Annotated in this window: 20 protein-coding genes; 5 read left to right on the plus strand and 15 right to left on the minus strand. The window is 63.5% G+C overall.

Features of this window, described 5'->3' with window-relative positions:
* Positions 1 to 137: 137 nt before the first annotated feature.
* The 5 genes from LFT47_RS13380 to fabF all read left to right on the plus strand — a co-directional run bounded on the left by LFT47_RS13380 (position 138) and on the right by fabF (position 5,190).
* Positions 138 to 1,382, plus strand: coding sequence for a PucR family transcriptional regulator (locus tag LFT47_RS13380; protein ID WP_236811503.1), 1,245 nt, complete (start codon positions 138 to 140; stop codon positions 1,380 to 1,382).
* Between the two features lie 88 nt (positions 1,383 to 1,470).
* Positions 1,471 to 2,400, plus strand: a complete 930-nt coding sequence (locus tag LFT47_RS13385) for an ACP S-malonyltransferase (protein WP_236811505.1) — start codon at positions 1,471 to 1,473, stop codon at positions 2,398 to 2,400.
* Positions 2,397 to 3,458 carry a beta-ketoacyl-ACP synthase III gene (locus tag LFT47_RS13390; protein ID WP_236811507.1) on the plus strand — a complete coding sequence of 354 codons (1,062 nt, stop codon included), beginning with the start codon at positions 2,397 to 2,399 and terminating at the stop codon, positions 3,456 to 3,458. Before LFT47_RS13385 ends, LFT47_RS13390 begins: the two co-directional genes overlap by 4 nt.
* Before the next feature lie 110 nt (positions 3,459 to 3,568).
* Positions 3,569 to 3,814 (plus strand): acyl carrier protein, encoded by a 246-nt coding sequence (locus tag LFT47_RS13395; protein ID WP_028267518.1) that lies wholly within the window; start codon positions 3,569 to 3,571, stop codon positions 3,812 to 3,814.
* A 140-nt stretch (positions 3,815 to 3,954) separates the two neighbouring features.
* Positions 3,955 to 5,190, plus strand: coding sequence for a beta-ketoacyl-ACP synthase II (gene fabF / locus LFT47_RS13400; protein ID WP_236811509.1), 1,236 nt, complete (start codon positions 3,955 to 3,957; stop codon positions 5,188 to 5,190).
* 129 nt (positions 5,191 to 5,319) lie between these two features.
* On the opposite strand, the gene LFT47_RS13405 is transcribed toward fabF, so the two are convergent.
* From LFT47_RS13405 to LFT47_RS13475, 15 genes are all read right to left on the minus strand, one after another.
* Entirely contained in the window at positions 5,320 to 5,823 is a 504-nt protein-coding gene (locus tag LFT47_RS13405) for a DUF3145 domain-containing protein (RefSeq protein WP_078108617.1), read from the minus strand.
* 261 nt (positions 5,824 to 6,084) lie between these two features.
* Positions 6,085 to 7,050: a tyrosine recombinase XerC gene (locus LFT47_RS13410; protein WP_442863470.1), complete on the minus strand. Its 966-nt coding sequence runs from the start codon at positions 7,048 to 7,050 to the stop codon at positions 6,085 to 6,087.
* 274 nt (positions 7,051 to 7,324) lie between these two features.
* Positions 7,325 to 8,551 carry a DNA-processing protein DprA gene (dprA, locus tag LFT47_RS13415; protein WP_236811512.1) on the minus strand — a complete coding sequence of 409 codons (1,227 nt, stop codon included), beginning with the start codon at positions 8,549 to 8,551 and terminating at the stop codon, positions 7,325 to 7,327.
* Positions 8,552 to 8,562: 11 nt separating this feature from the next.
* Entirely contained in the window at positions 8,563 to 10,104 is a 1,542-nt protein-coding gene (locus tag LFT47_RS13420; RefSeq protein WP_236811514.1) for a YifB family Mg chelatase-like AAA ATPase, read from the minus strand.
* The gene (locus LFT47_RS13425; RefSeq protein WP_236811520.1) at positions 10,105 to 10,461 is read right to left on the minus strand and encodes a YraN family protein; all 357 of its coding nucleotides are present in this window, start codon (positions 10,459 to 10,461) and stop codon (positions 10,105 to 10,107) included. It lies immediately after the preceding gene.
* 130 nt (positions 10,462 to 10,591) lie between these two features.
* Positions 10,592 to 10,936: a DUF2469 domain-containing protein gene (locus LFT47_RS13430; protein WP_059387678.1), complete on the minus strand. Its 345-nt coding sequence runs from the start codon at positions 10,934 to 10,936 to the stop codon at positions 10,592 to 10,594.
* A gap of 78 nt (positions 10,937 to 11,014) precedes the next feature.
* Entirely contained in the window at positions 11,015 to 11,752 is a 738-nt protein-coding gene (locus tag LFT47_RS13435) for a ribonuclease HII (RefSeq protein WP_236818569.1), read from the minus strand.
* Positions 11,752 to 12,699, minus strand: a complete 948-nt coding sequence (gene lepB, locus LFT47_RS13440; RefSeq protein WP_236811521.1) for a signal peptidase I — start codon at positions 12,697 to 12,699, stop codon at positions 11,752 to 11,754. Before lepB (LFT47_RS13440) ends, LFT47_RS13435 begins: the two co-directional genes overlap by 1 nt.
* The gene (gene lepB / locus LFT47_RS13445) at positions 12,700 to 13,377 is read right to left on the minus strand and encodes a signal peptidase I (protein WP_236811522.1); all 678 of its coding nucleotides are present in this window, start codon (positions 13,375 to 13,377) and stop codon (positions 12,700 to 12,702) included. It abuts the gene before it with no gap.
* Positions 13,378 to 13,455: 78 nt separating this feature from the next.
* The gene (gene rplS / locus LFT47_RS13450) at positions 13,456 to 13,815 is read right to left on the minus strand and encodes a 50S ribosomal protein L19 (protein ID WP_234752061.1); all 360 of its coding nucleotides are present in this window, start codon (positions 13,813 to 13,815) and stop codon (positions 13,456 to 13,458) included.
* A gap of 287 nt (positions 13,816 to 14,102) precedes the next feature.
* Positions 14,103 to 14,933 carry a tRNA (guanosine(37)-N1)-methyltransferase TrmD gene (gene trmD, locus LFT47_RS13455; RefSeq protein ID WP_236811523.1) on the minus strand — a complete coding sequence of 277 codons (831 nt, stop codon included), beginning with the start codon at positions 14,931 to 14,933 and terminating at the stop codon, positions 14,103 to 14,105.
* Positions 14,934 to 15,497, minus strand: a complete 564-nt coding sequence (rimM, locus tag LFT47_RS13460; protein WP_236811524.1) for a ribosome maturation factor RimM — start codon at positions 15,495 to 15,497, stop codon at positions 14,934 to 14,936.
* A 130-nt stretch (positions 15,498 to 15,627) separates the two neighbouring features.
* Positions 15,628 to 15,870 (minus strand): RNA-binding protein, encoded by a 243-nt coding sequence (locus LFT47_RS13465; protein ID WP_028267532.1) that lies wholly within the window; start codon positions 15,868 to 15,870, stop codon positions 15,628 to 15,630.
* 1 nt (position 15,871) lies between these two features.
* The gene (rpsP, locus tag LFT47_RS13470; RefSeq protein ID WP_059387673.1) at positions 15,872 to 16,294 is read right to left on the minus strand and encodes a 30S ribosomal protein S16; all 423 of its coding nucleotides are present in this window, start codon (positions 16,292 to 16,294) and stop codon (positions 15,872 to 15,874) included.
* Positions 16,295 to 16,489: 195 nt separating this feature from the next.
* Positions 16,490 to 16,933: a hypothetical protein gene (locus LFT47_RS13475; protein ID WP_236811526.1), complete on the minus strand. Its 444-nt coding sequence runs from the start codon at positions 16,931 to 16,933 to the stop codon at positions 16,490 to 16,492.
* Positions 16,934 to 16,960: the final 27 nt, after the last annotated feature.

Raw genomic sequence — 16,960 nt, forward strand, 5'->3', positions numbered from 1 at the left:
CCGTCGGGCTTTAAGATCCGGGCTTCAACGATCAACGCACAGCACCAATTGGCGCAGCAAGCGCGTGACGCCCACCAACCGCAGTTGTAGCCTTCGCACAAATGGAGCTTGTGGATAATGCGCCGTATGCTCAAGGCATGGCAGAGCCGATTCAAACCCCCGCGAAACGCAAAGCGGCCGCGCGGACAGTAACACCGGAAAAGGCGGAGACCCTCAAGCGCCTCCGCGCCAATGTGGGGCAACTGTCCACCACCACCATGCGGAAGCTCGAGAAGTCCCTGCCTTGGTACAGCCGGCTGAGCTCCGACGAACGCTCAGCCTTGGGCCTGGTAGCCCAAAACGGAATCGCCGCTTTCGTGACGTGGTACGAACGGCCGAGCTCGCCGTCATGGATCCTGACGGACGTCTTCGGGAACGCCCCCACCGAGCTGACCCGCTCCATCAGCCTGCAAAAGGCCCTCCAGCTGATCCGGATCGTCGTCGAGGTGGTGGAGGACCAGGTCCCTGTGATCGCACCCGAAGCCGACCAACCCTCCTTGCGCGAAGCAGTCCTGCGTTATTCGCGCGAAGTGGCATTCGCCGCGGCGGACGTCTATGCCCGCGCTGCAGAGTCCCGCGGTTCCTGGGACACGAGGCTCGAAGCCCTGATTGTGGACGCCATCCTCCGTGGCGAGAATACCGATGCCCTTCGTTCCCGCATCGCGGCCCTCGGCTGGAAGGCCCAGGAGCGGTTCACGGTGATGGTGGGAAACTCGCCGTCGGAGCCAAGCGCAAGCTATGTGAGCGAGTTGCGCCGGACCGCCGGGCGCTATGCGGAGGACGCCCTGGTTGGAATCCAAGGCGACCGCCTCATCCTGATTCTGGGTGGCGTTCAAGACCGCGACACCGCGTATCTGAAACTCAGCGAACTTTTCGCCCCGGGCGCGGTGGTCTACGGACCCGAGGCCAGTTCCCTGTTGGAGGCAAGCAGCTCTGCCCAGGCAGCCTTTGCAGGGCTCACCGCCGCCAAGGCGTGGCCTTCGGCTCCGCGACCGGTAGCCGCGGACGACCTCCTCCCGGAGCGGGTGGTCTCAGGTGACGACGCCGCCCGCCGCTCCCTCATCAAGAACATTTACCGGCCGCTGCTGGCCGCTTCCAACGGCCTTGTCGAAACCCTCGGCACCTATCTGGAACTCGGCCATTCCCTCGAAGCGACTGCCCGCGAACTGTTCGTCCACGCGAACACCGTGCGGTATCGTCTCAAGCGCGTCTGCGACGTCACAGGGTGGGACCCGCTCCTCCCTCGCGAGGCGTTCGTGCTTCAAACTGCGTTGGTTGTGGGCAGGCTTTCGGCCCAGCCAAAGGCGACGTCGGAGCGTCACGGTACCCGATCCGCGGGTTGAACCGTTGTAGACTTCCTACAAACTGACCCAGTGAGCTTGGTGTACGCAAACACCAGTAGTTCACGCGGCAATTTGGAAAGCTGGTTACGTGCTTGCAATCGTCTGCCCTGGACAGGGCTCCCAGACCCCTGGATTTTTGGCCCCTTGGCTGGAGCTCCCTTCCGTAGAAGGCCATTTGGCCTCCCTGAGCGAAATCGCAGGCATCGACCTCAAGGCCCACGGCACCACCTCCGATGAAGAAACCATCAAGGACACCGCCGTCGCGCAGCCCTTGATTGTCGCCGCAGGGCTCGTGGCAGCGAAATCGCTGTTCGACGTCGAACTCAGTACCCTCCCGATCGTCCTTGCCGGCCACTCGGTCGGGGAGATCACGGCCTCGGCGCTTGCGGGTGTCCTGAGCGAGGCCGAAGCCATGACGTTTGTGCGCGAGCGTGCCAACAGCATGGCCGCTGCCGCTGCGGTCACCCCTACCGGCATGAGTGCCGTCGTCGGCGGCGATCCTGCCGAGGTGCTGTCCGCAATTGAGGCGGCCGGCGCCACTCCCGCGAACGTCAATGGAGCCGGCCAGACCGTTGCCGCAGGCACGTTCGAACAGCTCCAGGCACTGGCGAACAACCCTCCGGCCAAAGCCAGGGTCATCCCGCTGAAGGTCGCCGGTGCGTTCCACACATCCCACATGGCTCCGGCAGCTAGCGCGCTTGAAGCACTTCGGCCGTCCCTCAAGCCGCAGGCTCCCACGGTTCCCCTGCTCTCGAACTTCGACGGCCAGGAGGTCACGGACGGCGGCGCCGCCGTCGAAAGCCTGATCGCCCAGGTCTCGCGACCGGTGCGTTGGGACCTGTGCATGGAGAACCTGGTCCAGCGTGGAGTCACCGGACTCATCGAGCTGGCACCGGCCGGCACCCTGGCCGGCCTCGCCAAGCGCGGCATGCCAGGCGTGAAGACCGTTGCCGTCAAGACCCCGGATGATTTGTCCGCCGCACTTGCACTCTTCGCGGAATTGGAGGGAGACGCATGAGCGCCCCAGTACTCAAGCAAGCACCGACGAGGGAATATTCACGCATTGTCGGCATCGGGGCTTACCGCCCGGACATCATCGTCACCAACGACGACGTGTGCCAGTGGATTGACTCCTCGGACGAATGGATCCGCCAGCGCACCGGGATCGTGACCCGCCACCGCGCCGCAGCCAATGTCAGCGTCATCGACATGGCCGAGGGGGCTGCCCGCGAGGCACTCAAGCAGGCCGGCATCGAGGCTTCCCAGCTGGGTGCCGTCATCATCTCCACCGTCACGCACCCGTATGCCACGCCGTCCGCGGCTGCCGCCCTTGCCGACCGTTTGGGAGCCACCCCGGCACCGGCCTTCGACATTTCCGCGGCGTGTGCAGGCTACTGCTACGGCATTGCCCAGGGCGATGCCTTGGTCCGATCGGGCGCGGCCGAATACGTCCTGGTGGTCGGCGCTGAAAAGCTCTCAGACGTTATCGACAACCATGAACGAACCATTTCCTTCCTTCTTGGCGATGGTGCCGGCGCAGTGATTATCGGCCCGTCCGATACACCCGGCATTGCCCCGTCCGTCTGGGGATCCGATGGCAGCAAGTGGAATGCGATCGGCATGACGCATTCCCTTGACGAAGTCCGCAACCTTGGTGAGACTGCCCGCCATTCGGATGAATCCGACGATCAGGCCATTATTTCCGCAGCGCAGGATGTTTGGCCGACGCTGCGGCAGGACGGCCAGACGGTTTTCCGTTGGGCCGTTTGGGAAATGGCGAAGGTTGCCCAGCAAGCCCTCGACGCCGCAGGAATTGAAGCCTCGGATCTGGCAGCGTTTGTCCCCCACCAGGCGAACATGCGGATCATCGATGAAATGGTCAAGAAGCTCAAACTTCCCGAAACCGTGGTGGTTGCCCGGGACATCGCTGATGCGGGAAACACTTCTGCCGCCTCCATTCCGCTGGCCACGCACCGACTCCTCCAGGAAAACCCTGCCCTCAGCGGTGGCCTTGCCTTGCAGATCGGCTTCGGTGCCGGTCTTGTGTTTGGTGCCCAGGTAATCGTTCTTCCGTAGTTTCGGACCACGCCTACCGTCCAATTGAATAGTGCTTTGAAACCCAAGCCGTAACCGCGGTTTGCCCCCATTTCCGGCAATAGCCGGCACAACAAGAAAAGGAGCCAACAATGGCTAGCAACGAAGAAATCCTGGCCGGCCTGGCTGAAATCGTGAACGAAGAGACCGGCCTCGCCACCGAAGCCGTGGAGCTGGACAAGTCCTTCACCGAGGACCTGGACATCGACTCCATCTCCATGATGACGATCGTCGTCAACGCAGAAGAGAAGTTCGGCGTCCGCATCCCGGACGAAGAGGTCAAGAACCTCAAGACCGTCGGCGACGCCGTCAACTTCATCTCGAACGCACAGGCCTAGCCTGGCCTCAACTGTGCCGGACTTCGGGTGCGCCCTGTTGCATCCGAAGCCCGGCACAGCTGCTATATCTCCCAAAGTTTTTTCCCGCCTCCCCAGTGAGAACAGCACATGGGTTGGCTGATCCGACAGAGAGTGATCGCATGGCACGCAAAGTAGTCATAACCGGTCTGGGCGCTACAACGCCCATCGGCGGCGACGTCCCCACGATGTGGAAGAACGCGCTCAAAGGGGTCTCCGGTGCCCACACACTCGAGGACGAGTGGGTTGCCAAGTATGACCTTCCGGTCCACTTTGCCGCCCGGTGCTCGACGCCGGCCCTCGAGGTTCTGAGCCGCGTTGAAGCCAAGCGCATGGACCCGTCCACGCAATTCGGTGTCATCGCCGCCCGCGAAGCCTGGGCGGATTCCGGCATCACCGAAATCGACCACGACCGCCTTGCCGTGGCTTTCGCCACGGGCATCGGCGGCGTCTGGACGCTCCTGGACGCTTGGGACACGCTGAGGGAAAAAGGCCCCCGCCGGGTCCTGCCCATGACGGTCCCCATGCTCATGCCGAACGGCGTCGCCGCTGCGGTCAGCCTTGACCTCGGCGCCCGCGCCGGTGCGCACACCCCCGTTTCTGCCTGTGCTTCCGGCACCGAAGCGATGCACCTCGGCCTGGATCTCATCCGCTCGGGCAAGGCCGACGTCGTCGTGTGCGGTGGTGCCGAAGCCGCCATCCACCCGATGCCCCTCGCCGCGTTTTCCTCGATGCAGGCCCTCTCCCGCCGCAATGACGATCCCGAGCACGCTTCGCGGCCGTATGACCGCGACCGCGACGGCTTCGTCATGGGTGAAGGCGCCGGCGCCCTGGTCCTGGAAGCCGAAGAGCACGCGATCGCCCGCGGTGCGCGCATCTACGCTGAGCTCGCCGGTACTTCGGTGACAGCCGACGCCTACCACATCACGGCACCGGACCCGGAAGGCCTGGGCGCTACCCGCGCTTTGAAGGCTGCCATGTTCGATGGCCGCATCCAGGCCGAGGACGTCGTGCACGTCAACGCCCACGCCACCTCGACGCCAGTCGGTGACAAGCCCGAGTACACGGCGCTCCGTGCCGCACTGGGCGCCCACGTCGACAATGTGGCAGTCTCTGCCACCAAGTCGCAGATGGGCCACCTGTTGGGCGCTTCAGGGGCCGTAGAAGCAGTGCTCACTGTTCTTGCCGTCTACGAACGCCAGGCTCCGTTGACCATCAACCTTGAGAACCAGGATCCGGAGATCCCGCTCGACGTCGTCACTTCGGCACGCGCTCTGCCCGCCGGTGACATCGTCGCTTTGAGCAACTCCTTCGGTTTCGGCGGCCACAACGCCGTCATCGCCATCCGCAACGTCTGACAGTCGCTGCAACTTCGAGGCACAAGAGGAGGGCCCCACCGTGGTGGGGCCCTCCTCTTTGCTATGGAAAACTGTCTCGGTACTTTGTTCCCTCACCGATCTGGTGTTGCCTAACCGACTTGGTGGAGCCTAACCGACTTGGTGGAGCCAGCGCACAGGGGCTCCTTCAGCGGCGTGGCGGAACGGCTCGAGCTCTTCGTCCCAGGCTTCACCGAGTGCCAAGGAAAGTTCGTGGTAGACGGCGGCAGGATCTCCCGCCCCCGACTCGTAGGCGTAGCGGATCCGATCCTCAGTCACCATGATATTGCCGTGGACATCGGTCACGGCATGGAAAATGCCCAGCTCCGGCGTGTGCGACCAACGCGCGCCGTCCACACCCTGGCTCGGCTCCTCGGTGACTTCGTAGCGAAGGTGTGCCCACCCGCGCAACGCCGAAGCCAACTGGGCACCCGTACCAGGGACTCCTGCCCAAGAGAGTTCGGCGCGGAACATTCCGGGCGCGGCAGGCTGAGGGGTCCACTCAAGATCGGTCCGCTTGTCAACGACCGATCCGATGGCCCACTCAACGTGAGGGCACAACGCGGTAGGGGCCGAATGCACAAACAAGACACCGCGGGTTATTGCAACAGACATTCCATCCTCCATAGCTGTAGGTACGTCTTCCCCAACGACCTCTGCTTGGATGAAATTTTTGCTGCGCGGGTGCTGCGCTGTTCCGGTTTCCCTACCTATCTATGATTTTTTCCACACCGGAAGAACATTCAAGTTTTGGTTGAAAGTTTCCCCACAGTGCTTTCATTTTGCCGTACGGACAAGAATTACGCCAGTGCGATTCCTGGACAGACGGATTTCCTTCGTTGGGACTCATCGAAGTGTCGCACGGTTTCCGGGTCTTCATGCGCGGGGATGGGCTTGCTGATAGCTCTTGCGAAGCCGGTCCACCGACACGTGGGTGTAAATCTGGGTTGTTGCGAGGCTGCTGTGTCCCAGAATTTCCTGCACGGCACGCAGGTCCGCCCCGCCGTCGAGCAAATGGGTGGCGGCAGTGTGGCGCAGGGCGTGGGGTCCGGTTGCCGCGGTATCCCCCAGGGCCGTTAGGAGGTCGTTGACGACGCTGCGGGCCTGGCGCTGATCGATCCGGTTGCCCCTGGAACTGAGAAAGAGCGCCGGTCCGCTACGCTCGGTTGCGAGCCGCGGGCGGCCGCGGCGGAGCCAGTCGTCGACGGCGAGCGCAGCAGGGGCCCCGTAGGGCACCGTCCGTTCCTTGTTGCCCTTGCCGAGAACGCGAAGAGTTCGGCGCTCCGTATCGAGATCATCGATGTCCAGGCCGGCGAGCTCGCCTACGCGGACCCCCGTGGCGTAGAGCAATTCGACGACGGCGCGGTTTCTCAACGGCATTGGAGAGCCATCCGCAGCCGCCTCCGACAGGTTTTCGAAGATCCTGAAGACCTGCTGCTGGTGAAGGACACCGGGGAGCGTGTGGTCCCGTTTGGGAGCTTGGAGGCGAATCGCCGGGTCCGAGGCGATGAGTTCTTCGCGCAGGGCCCAGGAGGTGAATGCGCGGGCTGTCGCGGCGTGCCGGGCGAGTGTTGACCTGGATCTGCCGGATTCGCTTTGTGCCCCCAGCCAGCGCCGGAGGGTGCCCAGTTCCAGGGCTGCGAGCTCCCCCACGCCCTCCGCGGCAGCAAAGCGCAGCAGGCTCTCGACGTCTGCGATGTACGCCCTCACTGTGTGGGCGGACCTGGCACGTTCGCCCTCGAGGTAACGCCGGAAGTCCCGAACGGGGCCGGCGAGTGCTTCGGGGAGCGGATTCTCTTGCACCCTTCCACTGTGCCAGCCGCGGGGCCCGGTTGTTGGCATCGCCACGTTCGACCATCTTCACCTATGAGCGACGGACCTGTAAATCTTGTAGTACTGCCACAGGAGCAACCCCTGCCAGACCACGAAAAGAACCCAAGGCCATACCGGGCCAGTGCCGCCTTGGATGAACCAGGCTGCTCCCACGATCAGAAAGAGACCGATTTGCTGTCCAATCACGAACCTCGCGGGCTGCGCCCCTGACTTCATCATGTCCACATCATCCCCACCGAAGCTACGCCAACCTCCAGCTAACCGATAGTCGACTATCCATAGCTTAGCCCTGCTTTCCCGACCTCTTCCACGCCCCGCTCATTGATACCGCCAAGCCCAACAGGCCTAGGCGTCCAAGACCGGCCCTGACCGACTCCGGGCTGAGTCCTGACACGACCGCGAGCTTCTCTACCGAGCTCGTCGAGCGGACGGGCAGGGCATCCAGCAGTATCAGGTCCTCCAGGGTGAGCCCGTCGTGGTCCGAGGCCGTCGCTTCCTTGTCCGCGGCGAGCGCTTCACCGCTCAACCCCGCCAGTTCAGCGATCTCCCCGACATCCGTGACGCAGACAGCTCCGCCATCCCGGAGGAGTCGATGGCAGCCCGCAGAGTTCGCGCTGTGGATGGACCCCGGGATCGCGGCGACCGACCTGCCAATGGACTCAGCATGATGGGCTGTATTCAAGGCGCCCGAACGCCATCGCGCTTCTACTACCACTGTCACGGCGGCCAAGGCGGCGATAATCCTGTTCCGCTGGAGGAACCGGTAACGGGTGGGCGCCGAGCCCGGAGGAACCTCCGCGATGACCGCCCCTTGGTTCGCCACGGCACGCAGTAGATCCCCATTGCCGGACGGATAGTATCGATCCACGCCCCCGGCCATCACCGCGATGGTCGGCATGTCGTTTGTCCCCCCGGCCAAAGCCCCGCGGTGCGCATGCGCGTCGATCCCATAGGCTCCTCCAGACACGACGGTGCAGCCGCGCTGGCCGAGCCCATAAGCGAAATCACCCGTCACGGAGGCCCCGTAGCTTGTGCTGTCCCGTGAGCCGACAATGGCGACGACCCGACGAACGGGTGGGAACTCCACTTCGTGTCCCCGCCACCACAAGCACAACGGCTCATGAAGGCCCAGATCCGCCAACTGCGAGGGCCACAGCGGGTCGCCGGGAATGATCATGCGGCCCCCAAGGCGTTGCATCGTGGCGAGGTCCCGCTCCGGGGCAAGGTCCGGGATCCGTGGCGCCCACCGTCGCAGGGCAGCGGCCAATCCCGCCGCGGCAGAAGAAACCCCGCTCTCACCCAACAAGGAAGCCACTTCCTGCTCAAGCCCGGGCCCGGGCTTGAGCTCGCCGCTCGCTATCTTGAGACCGTCAACGGCCCCCGCCGCCTGCACCAGCGCGATCCCTGCCGCATCTTGTGGTTCCATCAGCCGTGAAAGGGCTGCGCGGGCAAGTCGCTCCCGGCTTCGGTCCGGAGCGTCAGCGCTTAGCTGCTGGCCGTGTTCAGTCATGGCATGTCCTTTCATGCGGCCGCAACCGCCTGCCGCAAGCCGAGGGCCTGCCCGATGTCGTCGCTGTGGGGTTGGTCCCGGTGGCCGAGATCCGCAAGTGTCCATGCGAGGCGCAGGACGCGGTCGTAGCCTCTCGCCGTGAGGATTCCACGTTCGAGGGAAGTATCCAGAATCTTGGTGGTCGCGGAAGGAAGGCGTAGTTCCCCGCGCAGTACACGCCCGGGAACCTGGGAGTTGGTTTCCATCCCGAAACTCCCCAGGCGCTCGCGTTGCCTCGAACGGGCGGCATGGACCCTCCCGGCCACCGTAGCCGTGTCCTCCTCCGCGCCGGATTGCCCAAAGTCCGCGAGGGATACACGTTCCACCTGGAGCTGGATGTCCACCCTGTCCAGCAGCGGTCCGGACATGCGCCCGAAGTAGCGGCGCCGCATCACCGGGGTACAAGTGCAATCGACTCCCTTGCCGGTGGCCTTCCCGCAAGGGCAAGGATTCGCAGCCAGGACCAGCTGGAAACGGGCCGGATACGCGGCGGTACCGGCGGAACGATGGATGACCAGCTCTCCGCTTTCCAGAGGCTGCCGCAGGGCGTCCAGGACCCGGCGTTCGTACTCCGGCGCCTCGTCCAGGAACAACACGCCGCGGTGCGCCCGTGATGCCGCCCCGGGCCGCGGCAGGCCGGAACCACCGCCGATGATTGCGGCGGCGGTCGCGCTGTGATGGGGATTCTCAAAGGGCGGTCGGCGCAACAGCTGTACCGAGTCAACATGGACGGCAGAAAGCGAATGGATGGCCGTGACTTCCATGGCTTCCCGGTCCCCTAAATCCGGCAAGAGCCCCGGGAGCCGCTCGGCAAGCATCGTCTTGCCCGCACCGGGAAGACCGCAAAGCAGCACATGATGTGCCCCGGCCGCGGCAACCTCCAAGGCACGGCGGGCATCGCCCTGCCCCGAGACATCACGAAGATCCGGAACAACGGCGGCTCCGACGTCCTGATCCCCCGCAACGTCACCGTCGGCGGGGTCATAATCCAGGGCCAGGTCCTGCGGATCGGCCCCGAAATCGAATGCAAGTCGAGCCAAGGTCTTATAGCCACGAACCAGTGCCCCTGGAACCAACTCTGCCTCGGCGACGTTTGCCTGGGCCACCACAATCTCGGGGTGGCCGGCCTGAACAGCCGCCATGACCGCCGGCAAAATGCCGCGGACCGGCCTCAACCTGCCATCCAGTCCCAACTCGGAGATGAAGACCGTGCCTTCGGTGGAACGGATATCACCAGCAGCGCGCAACACTGCCATGGTGATCGCGAGGTCGAACCCCGAGCCACGCTTCGGCAGCGAGGCCGGAATCAGGTTTGCCGTGATCTTTCGACGACTCAGCGGAATGCCGGAATTCTGTGCCGCGGAGCGAATGCGTTCCTTGGCTTCGTTCAGGGCGGCATCGGGCAGACCCAGGATCACGAAACTGGGGAGGGTTTGGCCGATATCTGCTTCGACCTCCACGATGTAGCCGTTCAGGCCCAGCAGCGCAACAGAGTAGCTTCGGCCCACGCCCATCTAGCCCACACCCCTGAGGTGTTCGAGCTGGGGCTCGCCCACGCCGTCGTCGATGATTCCCACGACATCCACCCGGCGGCGCGAGGAGCGCAGCTCGTGATCACGGCACCAGGACACAGCCAGGCGATGGAGCCGGGCGAGTTTGGCGGCGTCAACCGCTTCGAAAGGATGCCCGTAGGCGAGGTTCTTCCGGGTCTTGACCTCGGCAATCACCAAGGTGTCGCCGTCGAGCGCCACGATGTCGATCTCGCCCTCGGAGCACCTCCAATTGCGGTCCACGATCCGCATTCCCTGGGTTTCCAGGAAAGCTACGGCCAGCGTTTCACCGTGCCGGCCCAGCAAGTCTTTGGCTTTCATGCCCACCTCCGTTACCAGCGTGGAGGCACGGAGAGGCCAAAGACAGGGAGCAGTTCGGCTATGTGGGAAACTCCGTCATTCAGACGGTGTGGAGGAGCAGTCGGCGGGCTTCCCCAGTTGCAGGGCTTTTTTAGTTGCCCAGGTTGCCCAGATCGCCTAGGTCGCCGTCCTTCGGCAGGGAAAGTTCCTCGCTGCGAGGCAGTTCTTCGACGTTGACGTCCTTGAACGTAATAACCCGGACGTTCTTCACGAAACGCGCCGAACGGTAGACGTCCCAAACCCAGGCATCCTGGAGCGTGAGGTCGAAATAGACTTCGCCGTCGGCACTGCGTGCCTGCAGGTCAACGTGGTTTGCCAGATAGAACCGCCGTTCGGTCTCGACAACGTAGCTGAACAAACCAACGACATCGCGGTATTCGCGGTAGAGCTGCAGCTCCATGTCGGTTTCGTAGTTCTCAAGATCCTCGGCACTCATAGATCCATCTTGCACCATAGAGGCCGCACACGCCGCCACGGTTGGGCGCACGGCAGCCAGGACGAGGAAAAGCGGAGGCTAGACCAGGTTCCAGCTGGTCCGGTGGTAGGGCGTGGGACCCAACGATCTGATGGCATCGCGGTGGAAAGACGTGGCGTAACCCTTGTTCTCGTTCCAGCCGAAAGCTGGATATTCCTCGTGCAGCTCAATCATGATGCGGTCCCTGGCCACCTTGGCCAGTACGCTGGCGGCCGCCACGCTGAGGCAGCTCATGTCCGCCTTCACCCGGGTGTGCACAGGCGCCTCACAAGCAGGACCGGATGGCTCGGCGTCGAACAAGGAACCCTGGGTCTGGGGCGAGAGCCAGTTGTGGCTCCCGTCCAGCAGGACAAGGTCCGGATGCACGCCCGAGGCGAGAATCTCGAACCAGGCGCGTGTTCCGGCAAGGCGCAGGGCGCCCACAATGCCCAGCGCATCGATCTCCACCGAACTTGCGTGGCCAACTGCGGAGCCAACCGCCCATTCGCGTACCAGCGGTTCCAACCGCTCGCGGTCCTCCGGCTTGAGAAGCTTGCTGTCGCGGACATCGGCGAGCAGGCCATGGTCACGGAGATCGACGACGGCGATTCCCACCGATACCGGTCCGGCGAGGGCTCCGCGGCCTACTTCGTCGACACCGGCCAGAAGCGCGACCCCCGGAGACAGGAAACCCCGTTCGACCTCCAGGGTCGGAAAATCAGGAGCATGCTTGGTCCGCGCGGCGGGTTTTCGCTGCGTTCGAACCGGAGTTACCGCTCGTGTCCCCGCCGGAACCATCATTTGCCCGCTGGGGCCGTAGGTGAAGCCGTGTTCTGGGGCGACGGCGAAGGAACGTTGCGGAAGACCTCGGAGTGGTTGTCAAGGATCTGCCAACGGTTGATGGGCCAGGCAATAACCGTCGCTTTGCCCTCGACGTCGGAGATGTCGATGAAACCGCCATTGACTGATTGGTGTTCACGGGAGTCGGCGGAGTTGTTACGGTTGTCGCCCATAACCCAAATTTTGCCCGCAGGGACCACCACATCGAAAGACTTGGCCATGGGAACCTGGGCAGGATTGATGTAGCTCTCGCTGAGGACCGTGCCATTGACGCTGACCCGCGCTGAACTGTCGCAGCAGGAGACCTTGTCCCCCGGCAGGCCGATGACGCGCTTGACGAGGTGCTGGTTGGTCTCGTCCGGAAGCAGTCCGACGAAGACGAGACCGTCCTGGAACCATTTGAAGGGCCCGGGCGTCGCCTTCTGCGTGGGCGGAAGCCATCCTTGAGCGTCCTTGAAGACCACGATGTCGCCGCGCTCCAGTGCGAACGGTTGCGGGACCAGCAGATTAACGAAGATCCGGTCGTCAACGTCAAGGGTATTGACCATTGACTCCGAGGGAATGAAGAAGGCGCGGAACAGGAAGGTCTTGATAAGGAAGGACAAGACGATGGCGATGACCACCACGGTGCCGATCTCCCTGAGCCAGCCGAGGAACGGACTGCCGTGGGTTTTGCCGGCAGTTTCGGACCGATCACTTTGGCCCGATTCCAGCCGCGAATCCCGCCGTGCAGCGCGGCGCGGAGACTCTTGCTCCTCAGGCTGAACAGCCGCCGGGCCGGTCGAGCTCCCCGGTGCCGGAACGGCGTCGTCCGCTGTGAGATCCATGGCGGGAGCGGACGGTCCGTCCAAGGGCCGGGCGTCGCCGTCGTGCCGTTCCGGCTTCCCGGGAGTTGTCTCGGGCATCTATTGTCCGTTCTTCGAGGTTGTACCGGCCTGCGCAGGGCGAGGCAGTTCTGCAAATCTATCAAGCGGCCAGATAATCCGGACCGGACGCCCGATGACACGCTCCAGCGGCACCATTCCTCCGCCTGGTGCACCCAGAAGACTGCGGGAATCGGCCGATCGTGAACGGTGGTCCCCCATGAGCCACAATCGGTCACTCGGAACGATGGCGTCGAACCTCTGTTCGCTCGGCGTATCGCCGGGATACAGATAGGGTTCCTCAAGCGGCTGACCGTTGACTGTGAGCTTGCCATCCGCGCCACAACAAGCGACGTGGTCTCCGGGAAGCCCGATGACGCGCTTGACGTATGTCGTGTCGCTTCCCGTCAGGCCCAGCCAGTGGCCGGTGGCGGCCACGGCGTCGGCAAGCGGCCCTTTGCCGCTGTTCAGCGGGGCAAAGGTTCCCCTGCCGTCGAAGACCACGATGTCTCCACGGCGAATAGGGCCAGCGGCGAAATCAGTGCGGGACACAAGGATGCGGTCTCCGGTGCCCAGGATCGGCTCCATGGACTCGGAGGGGATGAAGTAGACGTCGAGCCACAGCGACCGGACAAGCCCGCTGATGGCCACGGCCAGGACAAGTGCGAGCAAAACAAAACGCCAGCCCTGTTTCCGGGGCTGGCGTTTTGCGTGGTCCATGATTCGTTTCCTGTTGCGTTGCGGATTTCTCCGGCGCAGGCCGGACACGAATCCAGGACGCGCTGTTCGTCGAAAGACCTACTTGCCGGTGGCGAAGTCGCGCTTTTCCTTGATCTTCGCAGCCTTGCCGCGCAGTGCGCGCATGTAGTAGAGCTTGGCGCGACGGACGTCACCCTTGGTGACGACCTCGATCTTGTCGATGATCGGCGAGTGCACCGGGAAGGTACGCTCTACACCGACACCGAAGGAGACCTTGCGGACCGTGAAGGTTTCGCGAACGCCGTCACCCTGGCGGCCCAGGACGAAGCCCTGGAAGACCTGGACGCGGGAGTTCTTGCCTTCGATGATGTTCACGTGAACCTTGATGGTGTCACCCGCGCGGAACTCGGGAACATCGTTGCGCAGCGAAGCTGCATCTACGTTATCGAGGATATGCATTAATCCACTCCTGGTGAACGCCACAGGTCATCCACTTTGGGTCACGGCGGGCAAGCCCGGGGCACAAGGCCGTCCGGAAATTACCGCCGAAGATTTTCAAGTCCGGTGCCGCCACTGATTGGCGGTTCCGGGTTGTCAGGCTGTTGGTGACGCTCCCCCTGTGGCAGGCGCGAACCCAGTAGACACAAGGGTTAATTCTGCCACACCCCGGGAGTTCCGGCCAATCCCGCGAATGCGGGCCGGTTGTTGCGCTCGGGCGGTGGACAAACCGCCCGACGGCGGCGGGCTCAGTCCGGGAGGTCTGCGTCCGGGCGGCGACGCAACCGACCGTCGACGATGTCATACCCGAGGTCGCCGAAAGCCGTCCGGTCCGCACGTGTCAGGCGGCCGGCGTCGAACTCTTCGAGCAAGTCCGGGCGGCGTTCCGCGGTGCGCCGGAACTGTTCGTGGCGCCGCCACTGGGCGATCCGGCCGTGGTTGCCGCTCAGAAGGACCGCGGGCACGTCACGATCGCGCCATGACGAGGGTTTCGTGTAGACGGGGTACTCCAGCAAGCCGTCCGAATGGGATTCCTCCACCAACGATTCGGGATTGCCGACGACGCCGGGAAGCAACCGCCCAATGGCTTCGACCATGGCCAGGACAGCAACCTCGCCGCCGTTCAAGACATAGTCGCCCAAACTGACCGGGCGGACGGTGAAGTGTCCTGCCGCCCATTCCATGACGCGTTCGTCAATGCCTTCATAGCGGCCGCAGGCGAAAACGAGCCGATCTTCCTCGGCGAGCTCATAGGCAAGGGCCTGGTTGAAGCGCTCCCCCGCGGGCGACGGGACGATCAGGACCGGCTTCGCCGTCGGTCCGTCCGATGAGCCTTCAGTCACGGCACTTGATTCGGAGGCAATTGATTCCAGGGCCTGGGCCCAGGGCTCGGGTTTCATGACCATGCCCGCACCGCCACCGTACGGAGTGTCGTCCACGGTGCGGTGCTTGTCCGTCGTGAAGGTCCTCAAGTCATGGACCTTGAGCTCCAGGAGGCCATCCTGACGGGCCTTGCCTATGAGGGAAAGTTCGAGGGGCGCCAGGTACTCGGGAAAGATGCTGACGACATCGATACGCATTTAGGCGTCATCCTTGGTTTCAGCGTCGTCCTCTTCCGTATCGGAGGTGGAAGCGTCGGTGTTCAGTTCGAAGAGGCCCGGCGGAGGGGTGAGCAGAACGTAGCCGCCCTCGACATTGACTTCGGGCACGATCTCCTCGACGAAAGGCACGAGGATTTCCTTGCCGTCCGCGTCTTCAATGACCAGCAGATCCTGGACGGGCATGGTGTTCAGTGCAGTCACCTTACCTACGACCTGCGAGCCAACACGGACCTCAAGGCCCACGAGCTCGTGCTCGTACCAGCCTTCGTCGTCGTCCTCTTCCAACTCTTCGGTCTCGATGAACAGCTTCGCGCCGCGGATTTCCTCCGCCTGGTTGCGCGTGGAGATCTCTTCGAAACCGAGCAACAGGATGTCCTTGTTCCACCGGGCGCTGGTGATGGTCAAGGGACCGGCCTTTGCGGGCTCCACCACAAATTCGGTCCCCGGGACGAAACGATCACCGGGGGCATCGGTGAGCACCTGGACGGTGACTTCGCCGCGGATTCCGTGGGGCTTGCCGATTCGGGCAACCTGGAGCTGCATGGGGTTCCTCTGATTTCTTCGCTGGACCGGTTTGGGGACCAAGGCTGGGGGTTTGCTCGTAAAACAATCCGGCCCCTCCACCATAATCTGGTGAAGGGGCCGGATTTTAAGACAAGTATTGCTGAGCGCGTTACCGGCGACGGTCGGTGTCGACGACGTCGACCCGGACCTGCTCGCCGCCCGCCAATGCCGCAATCACAGTGCGCAAAGCGCGTGCGGTGCGACCCTGGCGGCCGATCACCCGTCCGAGGTCGTCCTGGTGAACACGCACCTCGAGGGATTCCCCGCGGCGGTTGTTCTTGGCACTGACCTTGACGTCCTCAGGGCTGTCAACGATCCCACGGACCAAGTGCTCGAGCGCTTCTGCCAGCAATTTACTCAGCCTCGGTGGTCTCTGCTTCAGCGTCAGCGGGAGCTTCAGTTGCTTCCGACTGCTTGGCCTTCTTGGTGATGGCTTCCGGGATGATGACGGAACCCTTCTCCGGTGCAACGAAAGCAGGCTTGGCGACCTTGGTCTTCAGCGTGCCTTCCTGGCCCGGGAGACCCTTGAACTTCTGCCAGTCACCGGTGATCTTGAGGATCGCGGCAACCTGCTCGGTCGGCTGGGCGCCGACGGACAGCCAGTACTGTGCACGCTCGGAGACAACCTCGATGTACGAGGGCTCTTCGGTGGGGTGGTACTTGCCGATTTCTTCAATCGCACGGCCATCGCGCTTGGCGCGGGAGTCCATGACGACGATGCGGTAGTACGGTGCGCGCATCTTACCGAAGCGCTTAAGGCGAATCTTTACGGCCACTTTTGTGGTCACTCCTGTTTCTGAAACGGGGTTGAGCCCGTCGTTCTGCACCCGTGGGGCGGGCCATACTTGAGGGTTCCAAGGACAAGATGCACACACGGAGAGAGGGGCCGCGCGGATCGAGTACCTGTCCATTGTGCCAGAAGGCGGACAGTATTTCGAACGCATGGTCCGTGCGGCGGGTTTACTGCAGGGTTACTCCCCTGCGGACCAGACGTAGAGACCGGCCCTCTCGGCCTTTTCGACGTCGCTCGCGAGGGCCGCCAACTGCTGGACGTACAGGCGGGACTGCTGGGCATCAAAGGGCATGTCCTCTTGGGCCGCCCAGCTTTCGGCGACGTCGTCGAGGACGTTTCCTTCCCCTTCGGTCTCGTAGCTGAGGAGCTCGGACAGGGCGCGCACCATCGCATCGGGGACGCCCAGCAAGGCATCGCTCGTCACGTCAACCAAAGAAAGCTCATAGTCGGCCCCGCCTGCATGCACGGCGGTCCCGGCCAGGTCGCCGAGCTGTTCTACTTCGAAATCGCTGATTCCCGGGATCCGTACTGCGGCGCCGGATACGTCACTGCCCTTCTCCAGGGCAGCGGCCCTCTTGAGTGCTTCATCGTGGGTGGCAATAAAGATTTCAGCAAAGCCCATGGAAAGTACTCTCATTCGTTCGTGCCA

The organism is Arthrobacter sp. FW306-2-2C-D06B (assembly GCF_021789175.1).
GTDB lineage: Bacteria > Actinomycetota > Actinomycetes > Actinomycetales > Micrococcaceae > Arthrobacter.

Bases quoted from the DNA above. Each gene is read 5' to 3' on its own strand.
- LFT47_RS13380 (WP_236811503.1), top strand. From the start codon at position 138: ATGGCAGAGCCGATTCAAACCCCCGCGAAACGCAAAGCGGCCGCGCGG.
- LFT47_RS13390 (WP_236811507.1), top strand. From the start codon at position 2,397: ATGAGCGCCCCAGTACTCAAGCAAGCACCGACGAGGGAATATTCACGC.
- LFT47_RS13395 (WP_028267518.1), top strand. From the start codon at position 3,569: ATGGCTAGCAACGAAGAAATCCTGGCCGGCCTGGCTGAAATCGTGAAC.
- fabF (WP_236811509.1), top strand. From the start codon at position 3,955: ATGGCACGCAAAGTAGTCATAACCGGTCTGGGCGCTACAACGCCCATC.
- LFT47_RS13405 (WP_078108617.1), bottom strand. From the start codon at position 5,823: ATGTCTGTTGCAATAACCCGCGGTGTCTTGTTTGTGCATTCGGCCCCT.
- LFT47_RS13410 (WP_442863470.1), bottom strand. From the start codon at position 7,050: ATGCCAACAACCGGGCCCCGCGGCTGGCACAGTGGAAGGGTGCAAGAG.
- dprA (WP_236811512.1), bottom strand. From the start codon at position 8,551: ATGACTGAACACGGCCAGCAGCTAAGCGCTGACGCTCCGGACCGAAGC.
- LFT47_RS13420 (WP_236811514.1), bottom strand. From the start codon at position 10,104: ATGGGCGTGGGCCGAAGCTACTCTGTTGCGCTGCTGGGCCTGAACGGC.
- LFT47_RS13425 (WP_236811520.1), bottom strand. From the start codon at position 10,461: ATGAAAGCCAAAGACTTGCTGGGCCGGCACGGTGAAACGCTGGCCGTA.
- LFT47_RS13430 (WP_059387678.1), bottom strand. From the start codon at position 10,936: ATGAGTGCCGAGGATCTTGAGAACTACGAAACCGACATGGAGCTGCAG.
- LFT47_RS13435 (WP_236818569.1), bottom strand. From the start codon at position 11,752: ATGGTTCCGGCGGGGACACGAGCGGTAACTCCGGTTCGAACGCAGCGA.
- lepB (WP_236811521.1), bottom strand. From the start codon at position 12,699: ATGCCCGAGACAACTCCCGGGAAGCCGGAACGGCACGACGGCGACGCC.
- lepB (WP_236811522.1), bottom strand. From the start codon at position 13,377: ATGGACCACGCAAAACGCCAGCCCCGGAAACAGGGCTGGCGTTTTGTT.
- rplS (WP_234752061.1), bottom strand. From the start codon at position 13,815: ATGCATATCCTCGATAACGTAGATGCAGCTTCGCTGCGCAACGATGTT.
- trmD (WP_236811523.1), bottom strand. From the start codon at position 14,933: ATGCGTATCGATGTCGTCAGCATCTTTCCCGAGTACCTGGCGCCCCTC.
- rimM (WP_236811524.1), bottom strand. From the start codon at position 15,497: ATGCAGCTCCAGGTTGCCCGAATCGGCAAGCCCCACGGAATCCGCGGC.
- LFT47_RS13475 (WP_236811526.1), bottom strand. From the start codon at position 16,933: ATGGGCTTTGCTGAAATCTTTATTGCCACCCACGATGAAGCACTCAAG.